This is a genomic window from Halolamina litorea (assembly GCF_026616205.1).
Taxonomy (GTDB): Archaea; Halobacteriota; Halobacteria; order Halobacteriales; family Haloferacaceae; genus Halolamina; species Halolamina litorea.
On the sequence record NZ_JANHGR010000001.1, the window covers coordinates 476011 to 492800 of the forward strand.

18 protein-coding genes are annotated in these 16790 nt (G+C 69.9%); 7 read left to right on the forward strand and 11 right to left on the reverse strand.

What is annotated here, in order from left to right; all coding sequences use genetic code 11:
- Positions 1-126: 126 nt before the first annotated feature.
- Positions 127-642, forward strand: coding sequence for a nicotinamide-nucleotide adenylyltransferase (locus NO998_RS02575; RefSeq protein WP_267645463.1), 516 nt, complete (start codon positions 127-129; stop codon positions 640-642).
- Entirely contained in the window at positions 642-1259 is a 618-nt protein-coding gene (locus tag NO998_RS02580; RefSeq protein ID WP_267645464.1) for a trimeric intracellular cation channel family protein, read from the forward strand. The genes NO998_RS02575 and NO998_RS02580 overlap by 1 nt, the downstream gene beginning before the upstream one ends.
- Positions 1260-1262: 3 nt before the next feature.
- Here NO998_RS02580 and NO998_RS02585 read toward each other — a convergent pair whose 3' ends face one another.
- A complete protein-coding gene (locus NO998_RS02585) occupies positions 1263-2600 on the reverse strand; it encodes an APC family permease (RefSeq protein WP_267645465.1) in 1338 nt (445 codons plus the stop codon).
- A gap of 75 nt (positions 2601-2675) precedes the next feature.
- Here NO998_RS02585 and NO998_RS02590 point away from each other — a divergent pair, with 75 nt between their 5' ends.
- Positions 2676-3128, forward strand: coding sequence for a nucleoside deaminase (locus tag NO998_RS02590; RefSeq protein ID WP_267645466.1), 453 nt, complete (start codon positions 2676-2678; stop codon positions 3126-3128).
- On the opposite strand, the gene NO998_RS02595 is transcribed toward NO998_RS02590, so the two are convergent.
- The 4 genes from NO998_RS02595 to NO998_RS02610 form a co-directional block, all read right to left on the reverse strand.
- On the reverse strand, positions 3129-3878 hold the full coding sequence (locus NO998_RS02595; protein ID WP_267645467.1) for a uroporphyrinogen-III synthase: 750 nt from the start codon (positions 3876-3878) through the stop codon (positions 3129-3131).
- Positions 3879-5042: a hydroxymethylbilane synthase gene (gene hemC / locus NO998_RS02600; RefSeq protein WP_267645468.1), complete on the reverse strand. Its 1164-nt coding sequence runs from the start codon at positions 5040-5042 to the stop codon at positions 3879-3881.
- Positions 5043-5153: 111 nt separating this feature from the next.
- On the reverse strand, positions 5154-6494 hold the full coding sequence (gene hemL, locus NO998_RS02605) for a glutamate-1-semialdehyde 2,1-aminomutase (RefSeq protein WP_267645469.1): 1341 nt from the start codon (positions 6492-6494) through the stop codon (positions 5154-5156).
- A gap of 68 nt (positions 6495-6562) precedes the next feature.
- Positions 6563-7693: a sensor histidine kinase gene (locus NO998_RS02610; protein WP_267645470.1), complete on the reverse strand. Its 1131-nt coding sequence runs from the start codon at positions 7691-7693 to the stop codon at positions 6563-6565.
- Between the two features lie 114 nt (positions 7694-7807).
- Between NO998_RS02610 and arcS the strand changes: the two genes are divergently transcribed.
- Entirely contained in the window at positions 7808-9565 is a 1758-nt protein-coding gene (gene arcS, locus NO998_RS02615) for an archaeosine synthase subunit alpha (protein ID WP_267645471.1), read from the forward strand.
- 36 nt (positions 9566-9601) lie between these two features.
- Here the strand turns inward: arcS and NO998_RS02620 are convergent, their stop codons facing one another.
- A complete protein-coding gene (locus NO998_RS02620; RefSeq protein ID WP_267645472.1) occupies positions 9602-9856 on the reverse strand; it encodes a hypothetical protein in 255 nt (84 codons plus the stop codon).
- Positions 9857-10006: 150 nt separating this feature from the next.
- Between NO998_RS02620 and NO998_RS02625 the strand changes: the two genes are divergently transcribed.
- The 3 genes from NO998_RS02625 (at position 10007) to NO998_RS02635 (ending at position 12203) form a co-directional block, all read left to right on the forward strand.
- Positions 10007-10843 (forward strand): RAD55 family ATPase, encoded by an 837-nt coding sequence (locus NO998_RS02625; RefSeq protein ID WP_267645473.1) that lies wholly within the window; start codon positions 10007-10009, stop codon positions 10841-10843.
- A 77-nt stretch (positions 10844-10920) separates the two neighbouring features.
- Positions 10921-11340, forward strand: coding sequence for a DUF6069 family protein (locus NO998_RS02630; protein WP_267645474.1), 420 nt, complete (start codon positions 10921-10923; stop codon positions 11338-11340).
- Complete coding sequence (locus NO998_RS02635; RefSeq protein WP_267645475.1) at positions 11337-12203, forward strand: SDR family oxidoreductase; 867 nt, start codon at positions 11337-11339, stop codon at positions 12201-12203. The genes NO998_RS02630 and NO998_RS02635 overlap by 4 nt, the downstream gene beginning before the upstream one ends.
- Here the strand turns inward: NO998_RS02635 and trmY are convergent.
- The 5 genes from trmY to NO998_RS02660 all read right to left on the reverse strand — a co-directional run bounded on the left by trmY (position 12197) and on the right by NO998_RS02660 (position 16744).
- Positions 12197-12793: a tRNA (pseudouridine(54)-N(1))-methyltransferase TrmY gene (gene trmY, locus NO998_RS02640; RefSeq protein WP_267645476.1), complete on the reverse strand. Its 597-nt coding sequence runs from the start codon at positions 12791-12793 to the stop codon at positions 12197-12199. The two genes, NO998_RS02635 and trmY, sit on opposite strands and share 7 nt — an antisense overlap.
- A gap of 45 nt (positions 12794-12838) precedes the next feature.
- Positions 12839-14488, reverse strand: a complete 1650-nt coding sequence (gene ggt / locus NO998_RS02645; RefSeq protein ID WP_267645478.1) for a gamma-glutamyltransferase — start codon at positions 14486-14488, stop codon at positions 12839-12841.
- 109 nt (positions 14489-14597) lie between these two features.
- On the reverse strand, positions 14598-14729 hold the full coding sequence (locus tag NO998_RS02650; RefSeq protein ID WP_267645479.1) for a hypothetical protein: 132 nt from the start codon (positions 14727-14729) through the stop codon (positions 14598-14600).
- 125 nt (positions 14730-14854) lie between these two features.
- Entirely contained in the window at positions 14855-15289 is a 435-nt protein-coding gene (locus tag NO998_RS02655; protein WP_267645480.1) for a universal stress protein, read from the reverse strand.
- Between the two features lie 78 nt (positions 15290-15367).
- Positions 15368-16744 (reverse strand): M28 family peptidase, encoded by a 1377-nt coding sequence (locus NO998_RS02660; RefSeq protein WP_267645481.1) that lies wholly within the window; start codon positions 16742-16744, stop codon positions 15368-15370.
- Positions 16745-16790: the final 46 nt, after the last annotated feature.

A 16790-nucleotide genomic window follows, 5' to 3' on the forward strand; every position in this document is an offset into this window, starting at 1 on the left:
TCGAAAATGGTCTTTTCAACGCCTACATCGGGCGATTACTCGACACAGCCGACGCACGGTCTCTTATAAATGAATGCCCCCTTCCGACTCGCCGATTTTATCCCCCCCGGGTGTGAAGCCGCGGTTATGCGGGGGTTCTACATCGGACGCTTCCAGCCGTACCACGACGGCCACCACCGAATGGTGACTGAAATCGCCGAGGAAGTCGACGAACTCGTGGTCGGTATCGGCTCGGCCGGCGACTCACACACAACCCGGAACCCCTTCACCGCCGGCGAGCGGGTGATGATGGTCACGAAGGCGCTGAAGACCCTCGACATCCCCACCTACGTCGTCCCGATTGAGGACCTCGAACGCAACGCCGTCTGGGTCGGGCACGTCCAGTCGATGACGCCCCACTTCGACGTCGCCTACTCCAACAACCCTCTCGTCGTCCGGCTGTTCCGGGAGGCCGGCGTCGACGTCCGGCAGTCGCCGATGTTCCAGCGCGACGTACTCGAGGGGACCGAGATCCGTGACCGACTCGTCAACGGCGGCGACTGGGCGTCGCTGGTCCCCGACCCCGTCGCCGACACCATCCGCGAGGTCGACGGCGTTGACCGGATCCGGCAGGTCTCCGAGACCGACTCGAACTCGAACTGATGGTCGAAGCCGGCGCCGCCTTCGCTGTCATGAACGCGGTCGGTCTCGTCGCGTTCGCCGCCGTCGGCGCGCTGAAGGGTAGCGACGCCGGCCTCGACCTCTTCGGCGTCGCCGTGCTCGGCTTCCTCACGGCGCTCGGCGGCGGCACCGTCCGGGACCTCCTCGTCGGGCGCGTCCCGACCTCGCTCCAGTCGAACGTCGAGGTGCTGTTCGCCGCCGCCGGGATCGTGCTCGCGGTCGTGCTTGCTCAGCGCGTCCAGGGCGACCTGATGGAGAGCCCCGCGGTGCTCCTGCCGGACGCCATCGGACTCGCGGCGTTCGCTGCCACCGGCGCCGCGGTCGGGACCGAGGCGGGCCTCTCGCCGTTCGGAATCGTCGTCACGGCGACGCTCACGGGCGTCGGCGGCGGCAGTCTCTCGGACCTGCTGCTCGCCCGCGTGCCGGCAGTTCTGCGCGAGGACTTCTACGCGACGCCGGCCGTCGCCGGCGGCGCCGTCGCCCCCCCGGCCACCGCCGTTGGACTCCCGCTGGGGGCGACGACGCTCCTCGCCGCCGGGGTCGTGCTCGCGCTCCGCCTCGGCGCGCTGCGCTACGGCTGGCGGCTGCCGACAGTCTGAGCCTCAGCGAGTCAGGCTTTCCCGAACGCGTTTGTACAGCCCCGGCCGTCGGAAGTAGAGCACCTCCACGCCGACGACGAGGGCGGCGACGATCACCACCGTTCGGAACGTCGCCGGCTCCTCCCTGAACAGTCGGAGGAAGACCAGCGGGAGGAAGGCGCTACAGCCTACCAGCCCCACGGCCGGCGGGAGCCGCGACCGGTCGAGTTCGTCGGCGTGGCCCAGCGCGAGCGCGCAGGCCCCGCCGAAGACGACGATGAACGAGAGCGACGCGAAGGCGGTGATCCCCTGTAAGCTCCCGAGCACGGCGAAGGCGCCCGTGATCCCTCCCAGCGCGAGAACGGCCGAGGTCGGCGGCGCGCCGTCGACGCCACCGTCGGGTGCGCCGATTCGGGGCGGCAGGAGGTCGTCCGTCACGAGCCGCTGGGTCAGCAGCGACGACGAGAACAGCGTGGCGTTGATCGCCGACGCGGTCGAGACCAGCGCCGAGGCGCCGATCACCGCCCGCCCCAGCGGGCCGAGGAACTCCCCGGCGGCGACGGTCAGCGCCGTTTCGGGGTGTTGCTTCACTAACTCGGGAACGAGCGCCACCGTCACCAGCGCGACGGCGATGTAGATCACGACGGCGACCGGGACCGCGACGTAGACCGCTCGGGGGAGCGTCTTCCGAGGGTTCTCCATCGAGTCCTGATCGTAGAACAGCAGCTGCCAGCCCTGAAACGCGACGAACGACGACGCGGCGGCCGTCACCGCACCCATGCCGGCCACGCCGCCCAGCCCGAGCGTCAGGCTCTCCTGCTGCCAGCCGTAGCGCAGTCCGACGAGCGCGAACACGCCGAGTACCCCGATCTTCGCGGCGACCAGCAGGTCCTCGACGAACCCCGTCTCGCGGACGCCGACGACGTTCAGCGCGACGAACGCGCCGACGATGGCCAGCGAGGCCACGGGGCGAGCTATCGACACCGACCCGACGACCGGGAGCGCCGCCGCCAGCCCGAGCCCGGTCAGATCGACGAAGTAGCTCCCGAACGCGAAGGCGTACATCGCCATCGAGCCGAGGTAGCCGACCAGCAGCGTCCAGCCCACCATCCCGGCGACCGTCGACGAGTCGAGGTACTCCTGCACGAAGACGACGGCGCCGCCGGGGTGGCCGACGCGGCGGTTCAGCCCCACGTAGGCGTAGCCCGCACAGAGCGCGACGACGCCGGCGAGGAGGAACGCGAGCCACGCCGCCGGGCCGGCCGCGCTCACGACGATGCCGAGCACGGCGTAGATGCCGCCGCCGATCATCCCGCCCAGCGCCATCGAGACGGCACTCCGGAGACCGAGCGTTTCACCCATTCATCGGGAGCAGGGCGTCGACCCACTTCAGGCGAGTGGCCGAACCGCTATGGCACCGCGGCCCCACTCGACCCCATGGACTCCCACGATTTCGACCACGAGGCACACATGGAGCAAGCGATCGATTGCGCCCGCGAGGCCGCTGCCCGCGGCGACGAGCCCTACGGCTCCGTCCTCGTCAGGGACGACGAGGTGGTGATGCACGCCCGGAACGCCGTCGTCACCGAGAACGACCTCCGGGCCCACCCAGAACTCACGCTGGCCAAACGGGCCGCCGCCGAGCGCGACGACGCGTCGGAACTGGTGATGTACACCTCGACTGAACCCTGCCCGATGTGTTCGGGCGGGATCGCCATCGCCGGCCTCGATGCGGTCGTCTACAGCGTCTCGGGCGAGCGCGCCGCCGAACTCCGCGGCGGCAGCCCGCTGCTCCCCTCGACGGAGGTGTTCGCGCGCGGCAGCGACGTGGAGGTGGTCCCGGACGTGCTACAGGAGGAAGGCGAGATGGTCCACCGCGAGCACTGGTAGCTACGGCGATCGTTCACTCGCTCGCCCGCCCGCTCGCTCGACCACCGCTCGCGCCAGCGCCTCGAAGTCGGCCTCGTCGGGGACCACGTCGACCTCGATACCGGCGTCACGGGCCGTCGCCGCCGGCCCGTCGGCGATGGCGCCGACGACGGCGTCGTTCAGTCCCTCGATGGCTTCCTCGCGGATGCCGCGCTCCTCGGCGGCGGCGAGGAACCCCTCGACCGTCGAGGAGGAGGTAAAGGCCGCCCCGTCGAGTTCGCCGGCCGCGGCCAGTTCGGCCGACCGTCCGGCATCCTCGGGCCGTTCGAGCCGGTAGAGCGTCGTCTCGCTCACGTCGGCGCCCGCATCGCGCAGCCCCTCGGGCATGGTCGCACTGGCCCGGTCCGAGCGTGCGAGCGCGACGGTCTGTCCCGCCACGTCCTCGCGCAGTTCGGCGACCATCCCCGCGGAGTCGTACTCGTCGGGCACGCGCTCCACGGTCCAGCCGGCAGCCTCGGCGGCCTCGGCGGTCGAGTCGCCGATACAGCACAGCGTCGCGTCGCCCGGCGCCCAGCCCGCGTCGTCGAGCACGGCGACGCCCGTCGCGGACGTGAGCACGACGAAGTCGGCCCGGGGTGGGCTCTCCCCGGTCGGCTCGATGGTCAGCATCGGGTCCGGAACCGGCTCGGCGCCCAGCGAGTCGAGTAGGGCGGCGGCCTCGTCGATCCGACCGTCGTCCGGACGGAACGCGGCGATGCGGGGTGGGGTCATCTACTCGTTCTCGGCCGCCGCTCGGGCGACCAGGTCGTCGGCGCCACGCCCGGCCAACTCCGCGGCGAACTCCGCGGCGGCTTCGGCGTGGTTCTCGATGGGGAGATCGCGCGTCCCCTCGACGACCTCGGTGCCGTCGGTCGAGAGCACCTGTGCCCGGACAGCGACGGTGTTGCCCTTCACGGTCGCGTGGACGCCGAGCGGGGCGACACAGCCGCCGCCGAGTTCCGCGAGCACCGTCCGCTCGACGGTGACGGCGACCCGCGTGGGCGCGTGGTCGAGCCGCGACTGGAGCCGACTGACCGTCTCCTCGTCCTTGGCGGTGACGGCGACGGCCCCCTGTGCGGGCGCGGGGACGAACTCCGTCTTGGGGAGTCGGCTGGTGCCGATGTGGTGGATCAGGCCGCTGCGCTCGAGGCCGGCCTCCGCGAGCACGAGGGCGTCGTACTCGTGGTCGTACTCCCGCCCCAGCGCGCCGCGTTCGAGTTCGCCGAGGCTCTCGAACCACTCGTCGACGCTCTGGTCGAACTCGTCGTCGTCCTCGGTGTCGCTCAGGTCCTCGTTCTCGTCGTCGAGGACGCCCTCGGGGTCGAGGTTGTACTTCCGCATCTCCTGGCTGCTCTCCTTTTTCTGCTCCTCCTCGACGGTGCCCATCCGGCGCTCGTGTTCGCGCTGGAGTTCGGGCGCGAGCAGTTTCTCGATCCGGGTGTCGACGTTCCCGCGGAGCGGGCGCACGTCGAGGTCCGGTCGCGCGTGAAGCAGTTGGGCGGTGCGGCGCAGCGACGAGGTGCCGACGACGGCCCCCTCGCGCAGGTCGTCGAGTTCCTTCCCGTCTTTCGTCACCAGCACGTCGCCGGCCGGCGCCCGCTCGGGCACGGCGGCGACGACGATGCCGTCGGCGAACTCCGTCGGCATGTCCTTCATCGAGTGGACCGCGGCGTCGCAGTCACCGTCGACGACCTCCTGATCCAGCGCGTGGACGAACGCGCCGATGCGGCCGAGGTCGGCGATCAGTTCGTCCTGGATGCGGTCGCCCTCGGTCTCGACTTCGACGAGTTCCACCGGACGGCGGCGGGTTCCCACCCGGTCTTTCACGTACGCGGCCTGTCGCATGGCGAGGTCGGACCCGCGCGTGGCGAGGCGGAGGGTCCTGTCGGTGCTCATGGGCGGGAATGAGCGACCGGTGGGGAAAAGGGGTACGTTCGCGCCTCGGTGCGGCCGTCGTCGGTCCTTCGGCAGCCCGGCGGCGACGGCCGTCGACGCCCGACAGCCGGCCTACAGCGCCTCGCGGTAGGCGTCGAGGGTCTTCTCCACGTCCTCTTCGGTGTGGCCGTAGGAGACGAACTGGGACTCGAACTGGTTCTGGGAGAGGAACACGCCCTGTTCCTTCATCTCCGTCCAGAACAGCCGGCGCCAGCGGTCGGTCTCGGCGGCGCCCACGTCGGCGCCGGTCTTCGGGCAGTACTCGAAGCGTGCACAGTCCTCGTTCTGCCGGCAGCCGCCCGAACAGGTGTCGGAGACGTCCTCGGGCCCGTCCCGCGTGAAGATCACCTTGAACAGCGAGTCGGTGCCGACGACGGTGTACTCCGGCGCCCGCTCACGCAGGATCTCGGTGAGGCCGGTCCGGAGCTTCTCGCCGAGCCCGTTGACGTGGTCGTACACGTCGTTCTCGGCGGCGAAGCGGAGCGTTTCGAGTCCGGCCGCCATCGTCACCGGGTGGCCCGAGAACGTGCCGGCTTGGAACACGTCGCCGGAGGGGCTGAACTGGCCGATGATCTCCGACTTCCCGCCGATGGCGCCGACGGGGAAGCCCCCGCCGATGATCTTCCCGAACGTGGTCACGTCGGGTTCGATGCCGAACTTCGACTGGGCACAGCCGAGGCCGCCGACGCGGAAGCCGGTGATGACCTCGTCCCAGATGAGCAGCGAGCCGTAGTCGTCACAGAGGTCCCGCAGGGTCTCGTGGTAGCCGTCGACGGGGTGGACGATCCCCTTGTTCGCGAGGATCGGTTCGACCATCACCGCCGCGATGTCGTCGCCGTGTTCCGCGAAGACCTCGGTGACGGCCTCGGGGTCGTTGAACGGCACCGGGATGGTGTGCTCGGCGAACTCGGCGGGAACTCCGGCCGAGGAGGGCCCGCGCTCTTCCACGTCGCCCTCGACGAGCGTCGAGTCGTTGGCACCGTGGTAGGAGCCCTGCATGACGACGATCTTGTTCCGACCCGTGTAGCCCCGGGCGAGTCGCGTCGCCGACACCGTCGCCTCGGTGCCGGAGTTGACGAAGCGGATCATCTCGACGCTCGGCACGTGACGCGCGACGAACTCGGCGTGCTCGACCTCGATCTCGGTCGGCATGCCGTACATCGGCCCGGCGCTGGCGTGGCGCTGGATCTCGGCCTGCACCGGCTCGGGGGTGTCGTGGCCGAGCAGTAGCGGACCCAGTCCCATCACCCAGTCGACGTAGCGGTTGCCGTCGGCGTCGATCAGGTGGCCGGCTTCGCCGCGCTCGGCGAACGGGGGGAACGGCTCGATCGCCGCCCGAACCGAGGAGTTGACGCCGCCGGGCATCACCGACAGCGCGCGGTCGTAGAGTTCGCCCGATCGTTCGTGGTTCATGCGCGGAGAATGGTTCCGGCGCGCGAAAGAAGCTAACGGGTTCGGCACGGCGGGCCGCTTTTTCCGGGTCAGGCCGGCGGCAGTCGCAACGTCACCACGGTCCCGCCCTCGTCGGGGACGCCGAAGTCCAGTCGGCCGTCGACGGCGTCGACGACGGCTTGTACGACCCAGAGCCCCAGCCCGGAGCCGTGGGTGAGTTGGGTGATCTCGCTCTCGCCGGTGACGACCTGGTACTCCTCTTCGGGGATCCCGGGCCCGTTGTCTCGGACCTCGATGGCGATCCAGTCGCCCTCGTCGACGGCCGTCACCTCGACTGCCGGCTCGTCGGCGCCGTGGACGACGCCGTTCTCGACCAGTTCCTCGATAGCCTCCGAGAGCGCCGGGTCAGACCGCGCCCGTAGCCCCCCGGGTACGTCGATGGAGAAGTCGGCCTCCGGGTACGCCTCGCTGACGCGGCCGACGGCCTCCTCGGCGTCGGACCGGACCGGCCGGTCTTCGAGCCCGCGCCCCTCACGGTCGTAGACGCTCATCACCGTGTCGGCCTCCTCGGCCAGTTCGCCGACGATCTCGACGTGGTTCTTGAGCGTCGCGGCGGAGTCGACGACGCCCTCGTCGTCGGCGGTGGCGGCGATGTGTTCGGCGTGGCCCAGCATCACCGTCGCCTCGTTCCGGAGGTTGTGTCGGAGCACGCGGTTCAGCACCGCCAGCTTCCGGCGTTCGGCGGCGAGTTCCTCGGCCCGGACACGCCGGGCGTCGTAGACGCCGATGATGACGTGGGCGGCGGCACCGATGGCGAGCAGGTTCGCGATGGTGAACACCCGGTCGACCGGCTCGGCACCGGCGTTTGACTGGTAGGCGAACAGCCCGACCATCACCAGCCCGAGGACGACGAGCCCGAGCACGTTCCAGATGGCGATCCGGATGGCGTTCCGGTCGCTGAAGTTGCTGTGATAGAGGCTGTAGCCCGCCGCGATCAGCCCGGTCGAGACGACCGACCCGAGCAGCGACAGCACCGTCCCGACGGCGTCGTTCGGCGGCGTCAGCAGCACGGTGATGTTCGGCACCAGCAACACCATCCCCGTCAGGACGATGATCACGCTCGACACCAGCCGGGTGGCCCCCCGCTCGGGCTCTCTGTCGGACTCGACTTCGGGGTTGAACCCGATCTCCCGGAGAATCGCGTCGACGACCCCCTGCATACCCCCGCTCGTAGACATAGTTCTGGCCGTACTGATGCCCACCCTACCAATCAAGCTACCGGCAGCCCGCGCCACAACGAACCCGATAAGGCCCTCCCCGCGCCAGTTCCGGCCATGACCGAGTACTTCGAGGTACACGGGCGCGACGGCGCCGCCCGCCTCGGCGAACTCCGCCTCGCCGACCCCGTCACGACGCCGGCCGCCGTCGACAGCGTCGTCGACGACGCCGGCTCCCTCTGGGCCCAGGAGCGCGAACTCCCCGAGGGCGCCGACGACCGCCTGACGATCCTCCCCCACCGCGCGTTCCCGCCGGGCACCCGCGAGCCCGTCCGGGAGTCGTTCCGCGTCGACCACCCGGAGATCGACGCCCCGACCGCCGCCGTGATGTCGAGCGAGGAGGCCCGAAACGTCGGGTCGGACGCCTACCTGCTTTCCGACGCCAACGGCTTCGTCGGCCACGCCTCGGCGTTCAGAGACGCGGTCGTCCGGACCCGCGAGGCCATCCCCGCCGACACCGCACTCTACCTCTCGGGGGTCGCCACACCCCTGAACGTCGCCACGCTCGTCTACGCCGGCGTCGACCTCGTCGACGCGAAGAAGGCGAAGATCCGTGGCGCCGAGGGGTTCTACCTCACCAGCGAGGGCGAGCGCTTCCTCGAGGACCTCCGGGAGCTACCCTGCTCCTGTTCGGCCTGCCAGCAGCCCATCGAGGAGTTCGACCGCCGGGACTGCGCCGAACACAACGCCAACGCCCTCCGCACCGAACTCCGGGTCGTCCGCGAGCGGATCCGCGAGGGGCGCCTGCGTGACTACATCGAGGGGCAAGCCCGCCACGACCAGTGGCTCACCGCGGCGTTCCGGGAGTTCGACCAGCAGTACGGCTACGTCGAGGAGCGGGCGCCGGTCGTCCGGGACAACGAACTGGCCGCCGCCAGCGGCGACAGCATCCGCCGGGCGGAGATCCAGCGCTTCGCCCACCGCGTGACCAACCGCTACGAGACCGAGTTCGACGGCCCGCTCGTGCTCGTCCCCTGTTCGGCGACGAAACCCTACAGCGAGTCCCAGAGCCACCGGCAGTTCCACGACGCGATCCAGTGGCGCGGCCACCACGCGTCGATGACGTCGCCCATCGGCGTCGTCCCGCAGGAACTCGAACTCACCTACCCCGCCCAGCACTACGATACCGTCGTCACGGGACGCTGGAGCGCCGACGAGCGGGAGTTCGTCGCCGAAGTCCTGCGTCGGTACCTCGAACGGAACGACTACGACCGCGTGATCGCCCACGTCCCGCCGGGCGGCTACACCGACATCTGTGAGAGCGTCGAGCCGAGCGTCGACGCCGACTTCGAGTACACCGTCGCCGACCACCCGACGACCGACGAGTCCCTCGCGGCGCTTTCGGATGCGCTGGCCGGCGTCGAGACCTACCAGAAGCGAACCCGGGAACACCGGATCGTCCGCGCGATGGCCGACTACCAACTCGGCGAGGGTGCCGGCGCCGAACTGTTCCCTAGCGACGAGATCCAGACCACGAGTCGCTACCCGAAGATCCAAGTCCGCGACGACGACGGCGAGCAGTTGGCGACGATGGTGCCCAACTACGGCGTGCTCTCCTTTACCACCGCGGGCGCCCGGAAGTGGGAGCAAAGCGACGCCCCGAGCAAGGTCGTCGAGATCGACGGCTTCGTGCCGCGGGGCAGCGTGCTCGCGCCGGGCGTCGTCGACGCCGACGAGTCGATCCGGACCGGCGACGAAGTGATCGTCTCCGGCCCGAAGGCGTTCGGCGTCGGCCGCGCGGCGATGTTCGGCGACGAGATGACTGACTCGACGCGCGGGATCGCCGTCGAGACCCGCCACGTCGACGAGATATAGGGTCGGCGACGGCCGGGAACGGTCCGGCGTGTGGTGTTAGTTCTCGGCTTCGGGAGACCCGGAGCGTTCACGCTGTGGGCCGAAGTCCCGGTCGGCGGTGTCGTTTCCGACTTTACACGCCACCGTCGAGAACAGCGCGTTGGCGCGCTTCTCCTCGGTGTCCTCGATGCCGTCCGGTGCGAGCACGAACCCGTCGTCGGTCCACGTCATCTCGACGCTCTCGCGGTCGACGTGGGGTGGGTTGGCTCCGGCCTCCTCCCAGTCGTCGGCGGCGTCGTCGGTCCACTGCATACCCCGTTATACGGGTGGGGTTCATGAATAGGCGAGCGATCCGAGTACCCACATCGGCTCCCGGGTGGCGTCCGTACGGAACCCGAGGGTTCAAGTGACTGATCGGGAACACGGCAACCCTTTTTACGCCCGGCAGCCCCTCGAAGTGGCATGGAGCGGCTACCGCTCGGCGTCGCGCGAATCGACAGTATCTTGCAGGGCGGGGCGCCGCCGGGGAGCACGCTGCTCGTCGCCGGGGAGTCCGGCGCGGGCGCCCGTGAGTTCGCCCACACCGCGGCGGTGATGAACGCCCTCTCGGAGGCCGATCCGGAGCTGTTCGACCTCTACTACGGCGACCTGCCCAGCCGATCGATGGTCCCCCCGGAGATCCACTACGTCTCCTTTACCGCCGATGGCGACGAGATCGCCCGCGAGATGGGCCACACGATGGACGAAGACATCGTCGAGGCGGCCGTCGAGGAGATCCAGTTCCGGGACCTCTCCCCGGAGTACTTCCAACTCTCGCCGATCCCCCGGGAGTGGTACATGGGCGAGGCTCGGACCATCGAGGACCTCGGGAAGGCCGAGGGGACCGACGACGTTCTCGGGGCGCTCGGGGACTACCTCAACGAGAACGCGGCGGGGAACCTGGTGGTTCTCGACTCCATCACCGACCTCGTCGGCGCGATGGGCGACGACGTGGAGTGGAACGACATCACCACCCTGATCCGCGGGCTGACGAAGGCCTCCCACAACTGGGACGGGCTGATAATCCTGCTCGTCAACCGCGACACGCTCTCGCGCACGGAGTTCGGCCAACTGATGGACGCCGCGGAGGGCACCTTCGAGTTCTCGTGGGAGTCCGGCGGCTCCCAGCGCGCCCGGACGATGATCGTTCGGCAGTTCCGCGGCGTGCTCTCACAGTTGGAAGCCGAGAACATCGTCCGCTTCGAGACCGAGATCCACGAGGGCGGCTTCGACGTAAGCGACGTGCGGAAGATCCGCTGATCGGCCCCGCTGCCGAGCGCTGTCCCGCTGACATGTGAAGCTGCGCGTATATCACCTCGGGTGACGTACTGTGGGGTATGTCCAACGTCACATCCACAGAACCGACCGTCCGCCAACCCTCGCTTCCGGTCCGCGGCGCCGTTGCCGTCACGCTCTCCGTCCTGCTGAACGCGGCGCTGGTCCTCCTCGTGAGCACCCTGGGGGTCGCGCCCGGCTTCCAGCCGCTCACCATCCCGCCAGTCGTCTTCCTCTCGGCCGTCGGCGCCGCCGGTGCGACCGGGGTCTACTGGCTGCTCCGGCGCCGCGTCGACGACGCCGACCGGACGTTCGTCCGCGTCGCGGCGGTGGTGCTGGCGCTGTCCTACCTCCCCGACGTGGGCCTCCTGTTCGCCGATCCGGCCGCCACCGTCGTCGGCGTCGGCGTGCTGATGGTCATGCACGTCGTCGTCGCTGCCGCCTCGGTCGGTACCCTCGTCTTCTGGACCGGCACTCGATGACCGACACCGTTCTCGTCACCGGCGCGACCGGGACCGTCGGTCGGCACGTCTCGAACGAACTCGCCGAGCGGGACTACTCGCCCCGAGTCGGACTCCGTGACCCGGGCGTCGTCCCCGAGTCCCTCCCAGATGTCGCCGATGTCGTCGAGTTCGATTTCGTTCGCCCCGAGACGTGGGGCGCGGCGCTCAGGGGCGTCGACGGCCTGTTCCTGATGCGACCGCCGACAGTCGACGCCGACACTGTCTCCGCGTTCGCGGAAGCGGCCGCCCGGGTCGGCGTCGCCCGGATCGCCTACCTCTCCACCCTCGGCGCCGAACGGAACCCCCTCATTCCTCATCATCGGATCGAGCAGCGCGTCGTCGCCACCGACGCCGACCACACGCTGCTCCGGGCCTCGTTCTTCATGCAGAACCTCGCCGAGGTCCACCGCGAGGACATCGTCGAACACGACGAGATTTTCGTCCCCGCCGGCACGGGCGAGACCAGTTTCGTCGACGCTCGCGACATCGCCGCCGTCGCGGCGACGGTGCTCACCGAACCCGGCCACGAGAACCGTTCGTACGACATCACCGGGCCCGAGGCGCTCAGCTACGCCGACGTTGCCGCCGTGTTCTCGGACGTCCTCGGTCGTCGGATTACCTACCCCGAGCCGTCGCTGGTGGCGTTCGTCCGTCGAAGCCGCGGCCGTGGGTACCCCCTCCCTTTCATCGCGGTGATGTGTGCCATCTACACCACGGCTCGGCTGGGGTTGGCCGACCGCGTCACCGACGACACCCGGGAGCTACTCGGGCGCGAGCCACGCCGAATACGGGCGTTCGTCGAGGACTACGCGGCGGAGTTCCGGCCCGAAACGGCTCAGTAGCGTTCGTAGCCGTCGGTGTCGAGGTAGTTGTGCGCCACCGTGATCGTGTGGTCTGCGTGGAGCAGTTCCGGCCCGACACGGACCCGTCGCTCGGCCTTCTCCGCCAGTAGCTCCGCCTCGGCGTCGGCGAAGTCGTGGTGGTCAGAGAGCACGAACAGCGGTTCCTCGGGCGGTTCGGCGTCGACCAGCGGCTCGCCGTCCTCGTGGAGTTGGACGACCGTCGCGTCCCGGGCGACGCGCTCGAACGTGGCCTCGAAGCCCATCCGGTAGAGCGAGACGCCGGGGCTGGTCTCGACGGGCTGGTGGCCGATTGCCTCCCGCTTCTCTTCGAGCGCGCCCTTGACCAGCGCGGCCGTCGAGCGCTCGTCGGGGTTGAGGCGACGCAGCGTGGCGCCGTCGAAGCTGACGGTGTACTCGTTGCCCAACACGAGGTGGACTTTCACGTCCTCGCGCAGGTCGTGTGAGAGGAAGAAGGCGGAGTTGACACAGCGACACAGCACGTCCAGCCGGCCCGCGCCGCCGGCGATGTCGTCGAGCGAGAAGTCGGCGTCCGTCGGCGCGTCGTGGCCGACGACGAGGAACTGGCGCATACCGGCCGTCGGCGGGCCGTCCGGGAAGCCGTTGCGCTTTCCCGCTCAGTACCCCTGTGCGTTCCCGTCCTTCCGGGGCTCGGTCGCCCCCGAGAGCACGCCGTCCTCGTTCCGGACGATCTGGGCACCGCCGAACAGGCCGGGGTAGAGAACGCGCACGTCGTGGCCCTTCCGGGTCAGCTTCGTCAGCAGTTCGTCGTCGGCGTCCATGCGCTCCTCGACGGCCAGCGTGCCGTCCTCGCGGTAGCGCCAGCGCGGTAGGTCCAGCGCGGCCTGCAGCGGCAGGTCGTAGTCGACGATGTTGGCGATCACCTGCAGGTGCCCCTGTGGCTGCATGAACCCGCCCATGACGCCGAAGGCCGCCCAGTCCTCCTTGTCGGGGTCGTCGGCGGCGAAGTCGGCGATAGCCGGGACCAGCGTGTGGAACGGTCGCTTGCCGGGTTCGATGCGGTTCGGGTGCTCCTCGTCGAGCGAGAAGGAGGCGCCGCGGTTCTGCAGGGCGATCCCCGTGTCGCCGGCGACGACGCCGGAGCCGAAGCCGGCGAAGCGGGAGTTGATGAACGAGACGACGTTCCCCTCGCCGTCGGCGACACAGAGGAGGACGGTGTCGGCGTCCTCGGCGTTGCTGTCCTCGACGCCGAAGGTCACGTCGTGGTTCGCCTCCTCGCCGATCAGTTCGGCGCGCTCTTTCGCCCAGTCCTTGGAGGCCAGCGGCGGGTGGCTCTCGTACTCGGGGTCAGTGATGTAGTGATGGCCGTCCTCGAAGGCGACCTTCATCGCCTCCGCGAAGTAGTGGACGCGTTCGGGCGAGTCGAGGTCGTACTCGCCGGCGCCGATCTCCTCGGCGACGTTCAGGGCTTCCAGCGCGATCAGGCCCTGGTTGTTCGGCGGCAGTTCGTACACCTCGGCGCCGTTGTACGTCGTCGACACCGGGTCCAGCAGTTCCGGCTCGAAGTCGGCGAGGTCCTCCGTCGTCATGAAGCCGCCTTTCGACTGGATCTCGTCGGCGATCTGCTCGGCGATGTCGCCCTCGTAGAAGGCGTCGGCACCCTTCTCGGCGATCGTTTGGAGCGACGCGCCGAGTTTGGGGAGCGTGACCTGCTGGCCCGTGCTCGGGGCCTCGTCGTCGAACAGGAACGCCTCGCGGGCGTGGTCGTCCTGGAACAGTTCCTCGGCGTGCTGCCACTGCGCGGAGACGACCTCCGAGACGGGGTAGCCCTCGGTCGCGTAGCGGATCGCCGGCTGGAGCAGCTCCCCGAGGTCCTTCCGACCGAACTCCTCGGCGGTGAGCTCCCAGCCGCGGGCGGTCCCGGGAACTGTCACCGCCTGCGCGCCGGTCTGGGGCATCTCGGCGTCCTCGGGGTCGATGTCGTCGTCGGACTCCTCGGCAACGGCCTCGCGGACGTTCTCGAGGGTCGCGTCGGCGGGGGCGCCACCGCAGGAGCGCATCGCACCCACGTCGCCGTCGGCGGTCTTGTAGAGCGCAAAGACGTCGCCACCCAGCCCGGTGGAGGTGGGTTCGACGACGTTCAACGCGGCGGCGGTGGCGACGGCGGCGTCGAAGGCGTTGCCCCCGTCCTGTAGCACGGAGATCCCCGCCTGCGAGGCGAGGGGCTGGCTGGTGGCCACGACGCCGTCGGCGCCGTAGACCGTCGAGCGTCGCGAGGTGAATCGGTCGAGGTTCGGTTCGGACATTGCCGACGCTTGGGGCAGGTAGGGCAAAAAGGAACAGGACATGGCGGGCTCTGCCGGGGTCTCCAGCCGCGGATCGCCGACGGCCCGCGTGAGGGCGGGGTACTCGAACTTACTCGCCGACCCGCCCGAACTCCGTGCCGCCACAGTCCGGGCAGGCGTCCCAGTGTTTCGGGTCTCGGCTGGGGGAATCGGCCGCGGCGAGCACGAACCCGCAGTCTCGACACTCGACGTAGTCGTTCATCCCCCGTCCGTAGGTAGCCGGCAGGCGGGGGTATTCGTTGTGGCCGTGAGCGGCGCTGGCGGCGCGAACGACGGCGGTTGCTCCGGGCACTCAGGAGAATCGACGAACGTCGATCCGACGAGGGGTTATCGGACGACCGTCACCGGACACGGCGCCCGGCGGACCACCGTTTCGGCGACGCTGCCGAGCAGGATGCGCGTGACGCCGGTCCGGCCGTGGCTCCCGATGACGATCTGGTCGATCCCCTCCTCCTCGGCGTAGTCGACGACGGCGCGGGCCGGTCGGTCGGTGACGCGGACGGTCTCGATCTCGCGGTCGTGCTCCGCGGCCTGCTCGACGGCGTCGTCGAGGATACCGTCGGCACGCTCGTGTGCCTGCTCGATCCACTCGCCGGGGTAGCCCGCGGTATCCGGTCCCGGGGCCGCCGCGTAGCCTGCGGCGACGGGGTCGACCGCAGTCAGCGCGACGATGTCGGCGTCGGGGAACTTCGTCAGCGCGTGTTCGAGCGCGGCGTCTGACTGTGGGGAGCCGTCGACGGGCACGAGTACGGTTTCGGACATGCTCCCGAGAACGGAGTCCCGCGGCGAAAAACTACCGGACGGTGCGGTTCCGTGTCGCGATCGGGCGTTGTCGGTGCCTCAGGCGTCCAGATCGTTGTACGGCCAGCGCCCACCCATCTTGAGTTCCTGCACGTAGCCCTCGTCGATGGCGTTTCGCGTCTCCTTGCGCGTGCGCCCCTCGACTTCGAAGCCGTCCCGGGCGGCGCGGTAGGCGGCCTCGGTCACCAGCGTCGCCACGTCCCGGAGGTCCCGCGAGTCCAGCTTATCGAGCGTGTCGGCGTGGGTGTGGCCCCACCCCCGGCCCGACTGATCCGACGTGGTCGCCGTCATCGTCGCCGGCACGCCCTCCTGGACGAACGCCCACTGGTCGCCGTGGGGCGAGATGGTCGACCCGGTCGAGATGGGGGCGTCGAAGTCCTCGGCGACCGAGCGGAACAGCTCCCCGAGCGCGCCGAAGCCGTTGGTGCCGACCCGGAGGTTCCGGGAGCTACAGGCGCCGTCGAGGTTGATCACGCACTTCACGTTCCCGAGGTTGATCGAGTCTGCACAGTGGTAGGCCCCACGCAGGCCGATCTCCTCGGAGCCGAACGTCACCAGCCGGACCCGGCTGTCGAGGTCCGCTTCGACCTGTGAGAGGAGGCGGCCGACCTCCGCGACCAGCACCGAGCCGGCGCCGTTGTCGTTGGCGCCGTCGGCGATGTCGTGGGCGTCGACGTGGGCGGTCACGAGTACCTCGTCGGCGTTCCCGCCCTCGTCGGGGCCGGCGGGGCCGACGAACGCCTCGACGTTCCGCGAGGTCGCGGGTTCGTTCCGGCAGTCCACGTCCACGGTCACCTCACACCCGCCGTCGGCGGCGTAGCGTTCGAGTCGGGCGCCGACCTCCTTGCTGACGCCGACGGCCGGGATCGGGCCGGGGCGGTTGTTGTAGCCGACCTCGCCGGTCGGCGGGAGCGCGCCCTCGATGTGGTTCCGGAAGACGAACGCGGCGGCGCCGTGGTCGGCGGCGTTGACGTACTTCTCCATCCGGTGGAGCCAGCGGTCGGCGGTGTCGGGCGTGTCGCTGGAGGCCATGGCGACGGCGCCCTCCAGTTCGGCGCTCTTTGCTTCGAACTCCTCGTAGGTGCCGTCGCCGACGTCGACGACCGGCGCAGTCGCCGTACCCGCGGGCGTGCCCGGAAGGGCGATGACCTGATGGCTGCCCTCGTGAACGCGCTCGGCCGGCGACTCGACGGTCAGCGAGGACTCGCCGCGCCACCAGCCGGGGATCTCGAACTCCTCGATGCCCACGCCGCGGAGTCCGGCGTCCTCGAAGGCGTCGCGGATGATCTCGGCGCCCTCGGCCTCGCCCTGTTGGCCGGCCATGCGGTTGCCGACGTCGACGAGTTCTTCGAGGCGCTCCCACGCGAACGCGCTCGTCTGTGCGTCGCCGACGACGGCGTCGGGTAAGTGAACCATATCCGGCCCTGTTCCGGGCACGCGGTAAATGTGTGGATGGAGGCGA

Bases quoted from the DNA above. Each gene is read 5' to 3' on its own strand.
- arcS (WP_267645471.1), top strand. From the start codon at position 7,808: ATGACCGAGTACTTCGAGGTACACGGGCGCGACGGCGCCGCCCGCCTC.
- NO998_RS02610 (WP_267645470.1), bottom strand. From the start codon at position 7,693: ATGCAGGGGGTCGTCGACGCGATTCTCCGGGAGATCGGGTTCAACCCC.
- NO998_RS02620 (WP_267645472.1), bottom strand. From the start codon at position 9,856: ATGCAGTGGACCGACGACGCCGCCGACGACTGGGAGGAGGCCGGAGCC.
- NO998_RS02650 (WP_267645479.1), bottom strand. From the start codon at position 14,729: ATGAACGACTACGTCGAGTGTCGAGACTGCGGGTTCGTGCTCGCCGCG.
- NO998_RS02655 (WP_267645480.1), bottom strand. From the start codon at position 15,289: ATGTCCGAAACCGTACTCGTGCCCGTCGACGGCTCCCCACAGTCAGAC.
- NO998_RS02580 (WP_267645464.1), top strand. From the start codon at position 642: ATGGTCGAAGCCGGCGCCGCCTTCGCTGTCATGAACGCGGTCGGTCTC.
- ggt (WP_267645478.1), bottom strand. From the start codon at position 14,488: ATGTCCGAACCGAACCTCGACCGATTCACCTCGCGACGCTCGACGGTC.
- NO998_RS02660 (WP_267645481.1), bottom strand. From the start codon at position 16,744: ATGGTTCACTTACCCGACGCCGTCGTCGGCGACGCACAGACGAGCGCG.
- hemC (WP_267645468.1), bottom strand. From the start codon at position 5,042: ATGAGCACCGACAGGACCCTCCGCCTCGCCACGCGCGGGTCCGACCTC.
- NO998_RS02585 (WP_267645465.1), bottom strand. From the start codon at position 2,600: ATGGGTGAAACGCTCGGTCTCCGGAGTGCCGTCTCGATGGCGCTGGGC.
- NO998_RS02590 (WP_267645466.1), top strand. From the start codon at position 2,676: ATGGACTCCCACGATTTCGACCACGAGGCACACATGGAGCAAGCGATC.
- NO998_RS02575 (WP_267645463.1), top strand. From the start codon at position 127: ATGCGGGGGTTCTACATCGGACGCTTCCAGCCGTACCACGACGGCCAC.
- NO998_RS02595 (WP_267645467.1), bottom strand. From the start codon at position 3,878: ATGACCCCACCCCGCATCGCCGCGTTCCGTCCGGACGACGGTCGGATC.
- NO998_RS02625 (WP_267645473.1), top strand. From the start codon at position 10,007: ATGGAGCGGCTACCGCTCGGCGTCGCGCGAATCGACAGTATCTTGCAG.
- NO998_RS02635 (WP_267645475.1), top strand. From the start codon at position 11,337: ATGACCGACACCGTTCTCGTCACCGGCGCGACCGGGACCGTCGGTCGG.
- hemL (WP_267645469.1), bottom strand. From the start codon at position 6,494: ATGAACCACGAACGATCGGGCGAACTCTACGACCGCGCGCTGTCGGTG.
- trmY (WP_267645476.1), bottom strand. From the start codon at position 12,793: ATGCGCCAGTTCCTCGTCGTCGGCCACGACGCGCCGACGGACGCCGAC.
- NO998_RS02630 (WP_267645474.1), top strand. From the start codon at position 10,921: ATGTCCAACGTCACATCCACAGAACCGACCGTCCGCCAACCCTCGCTT.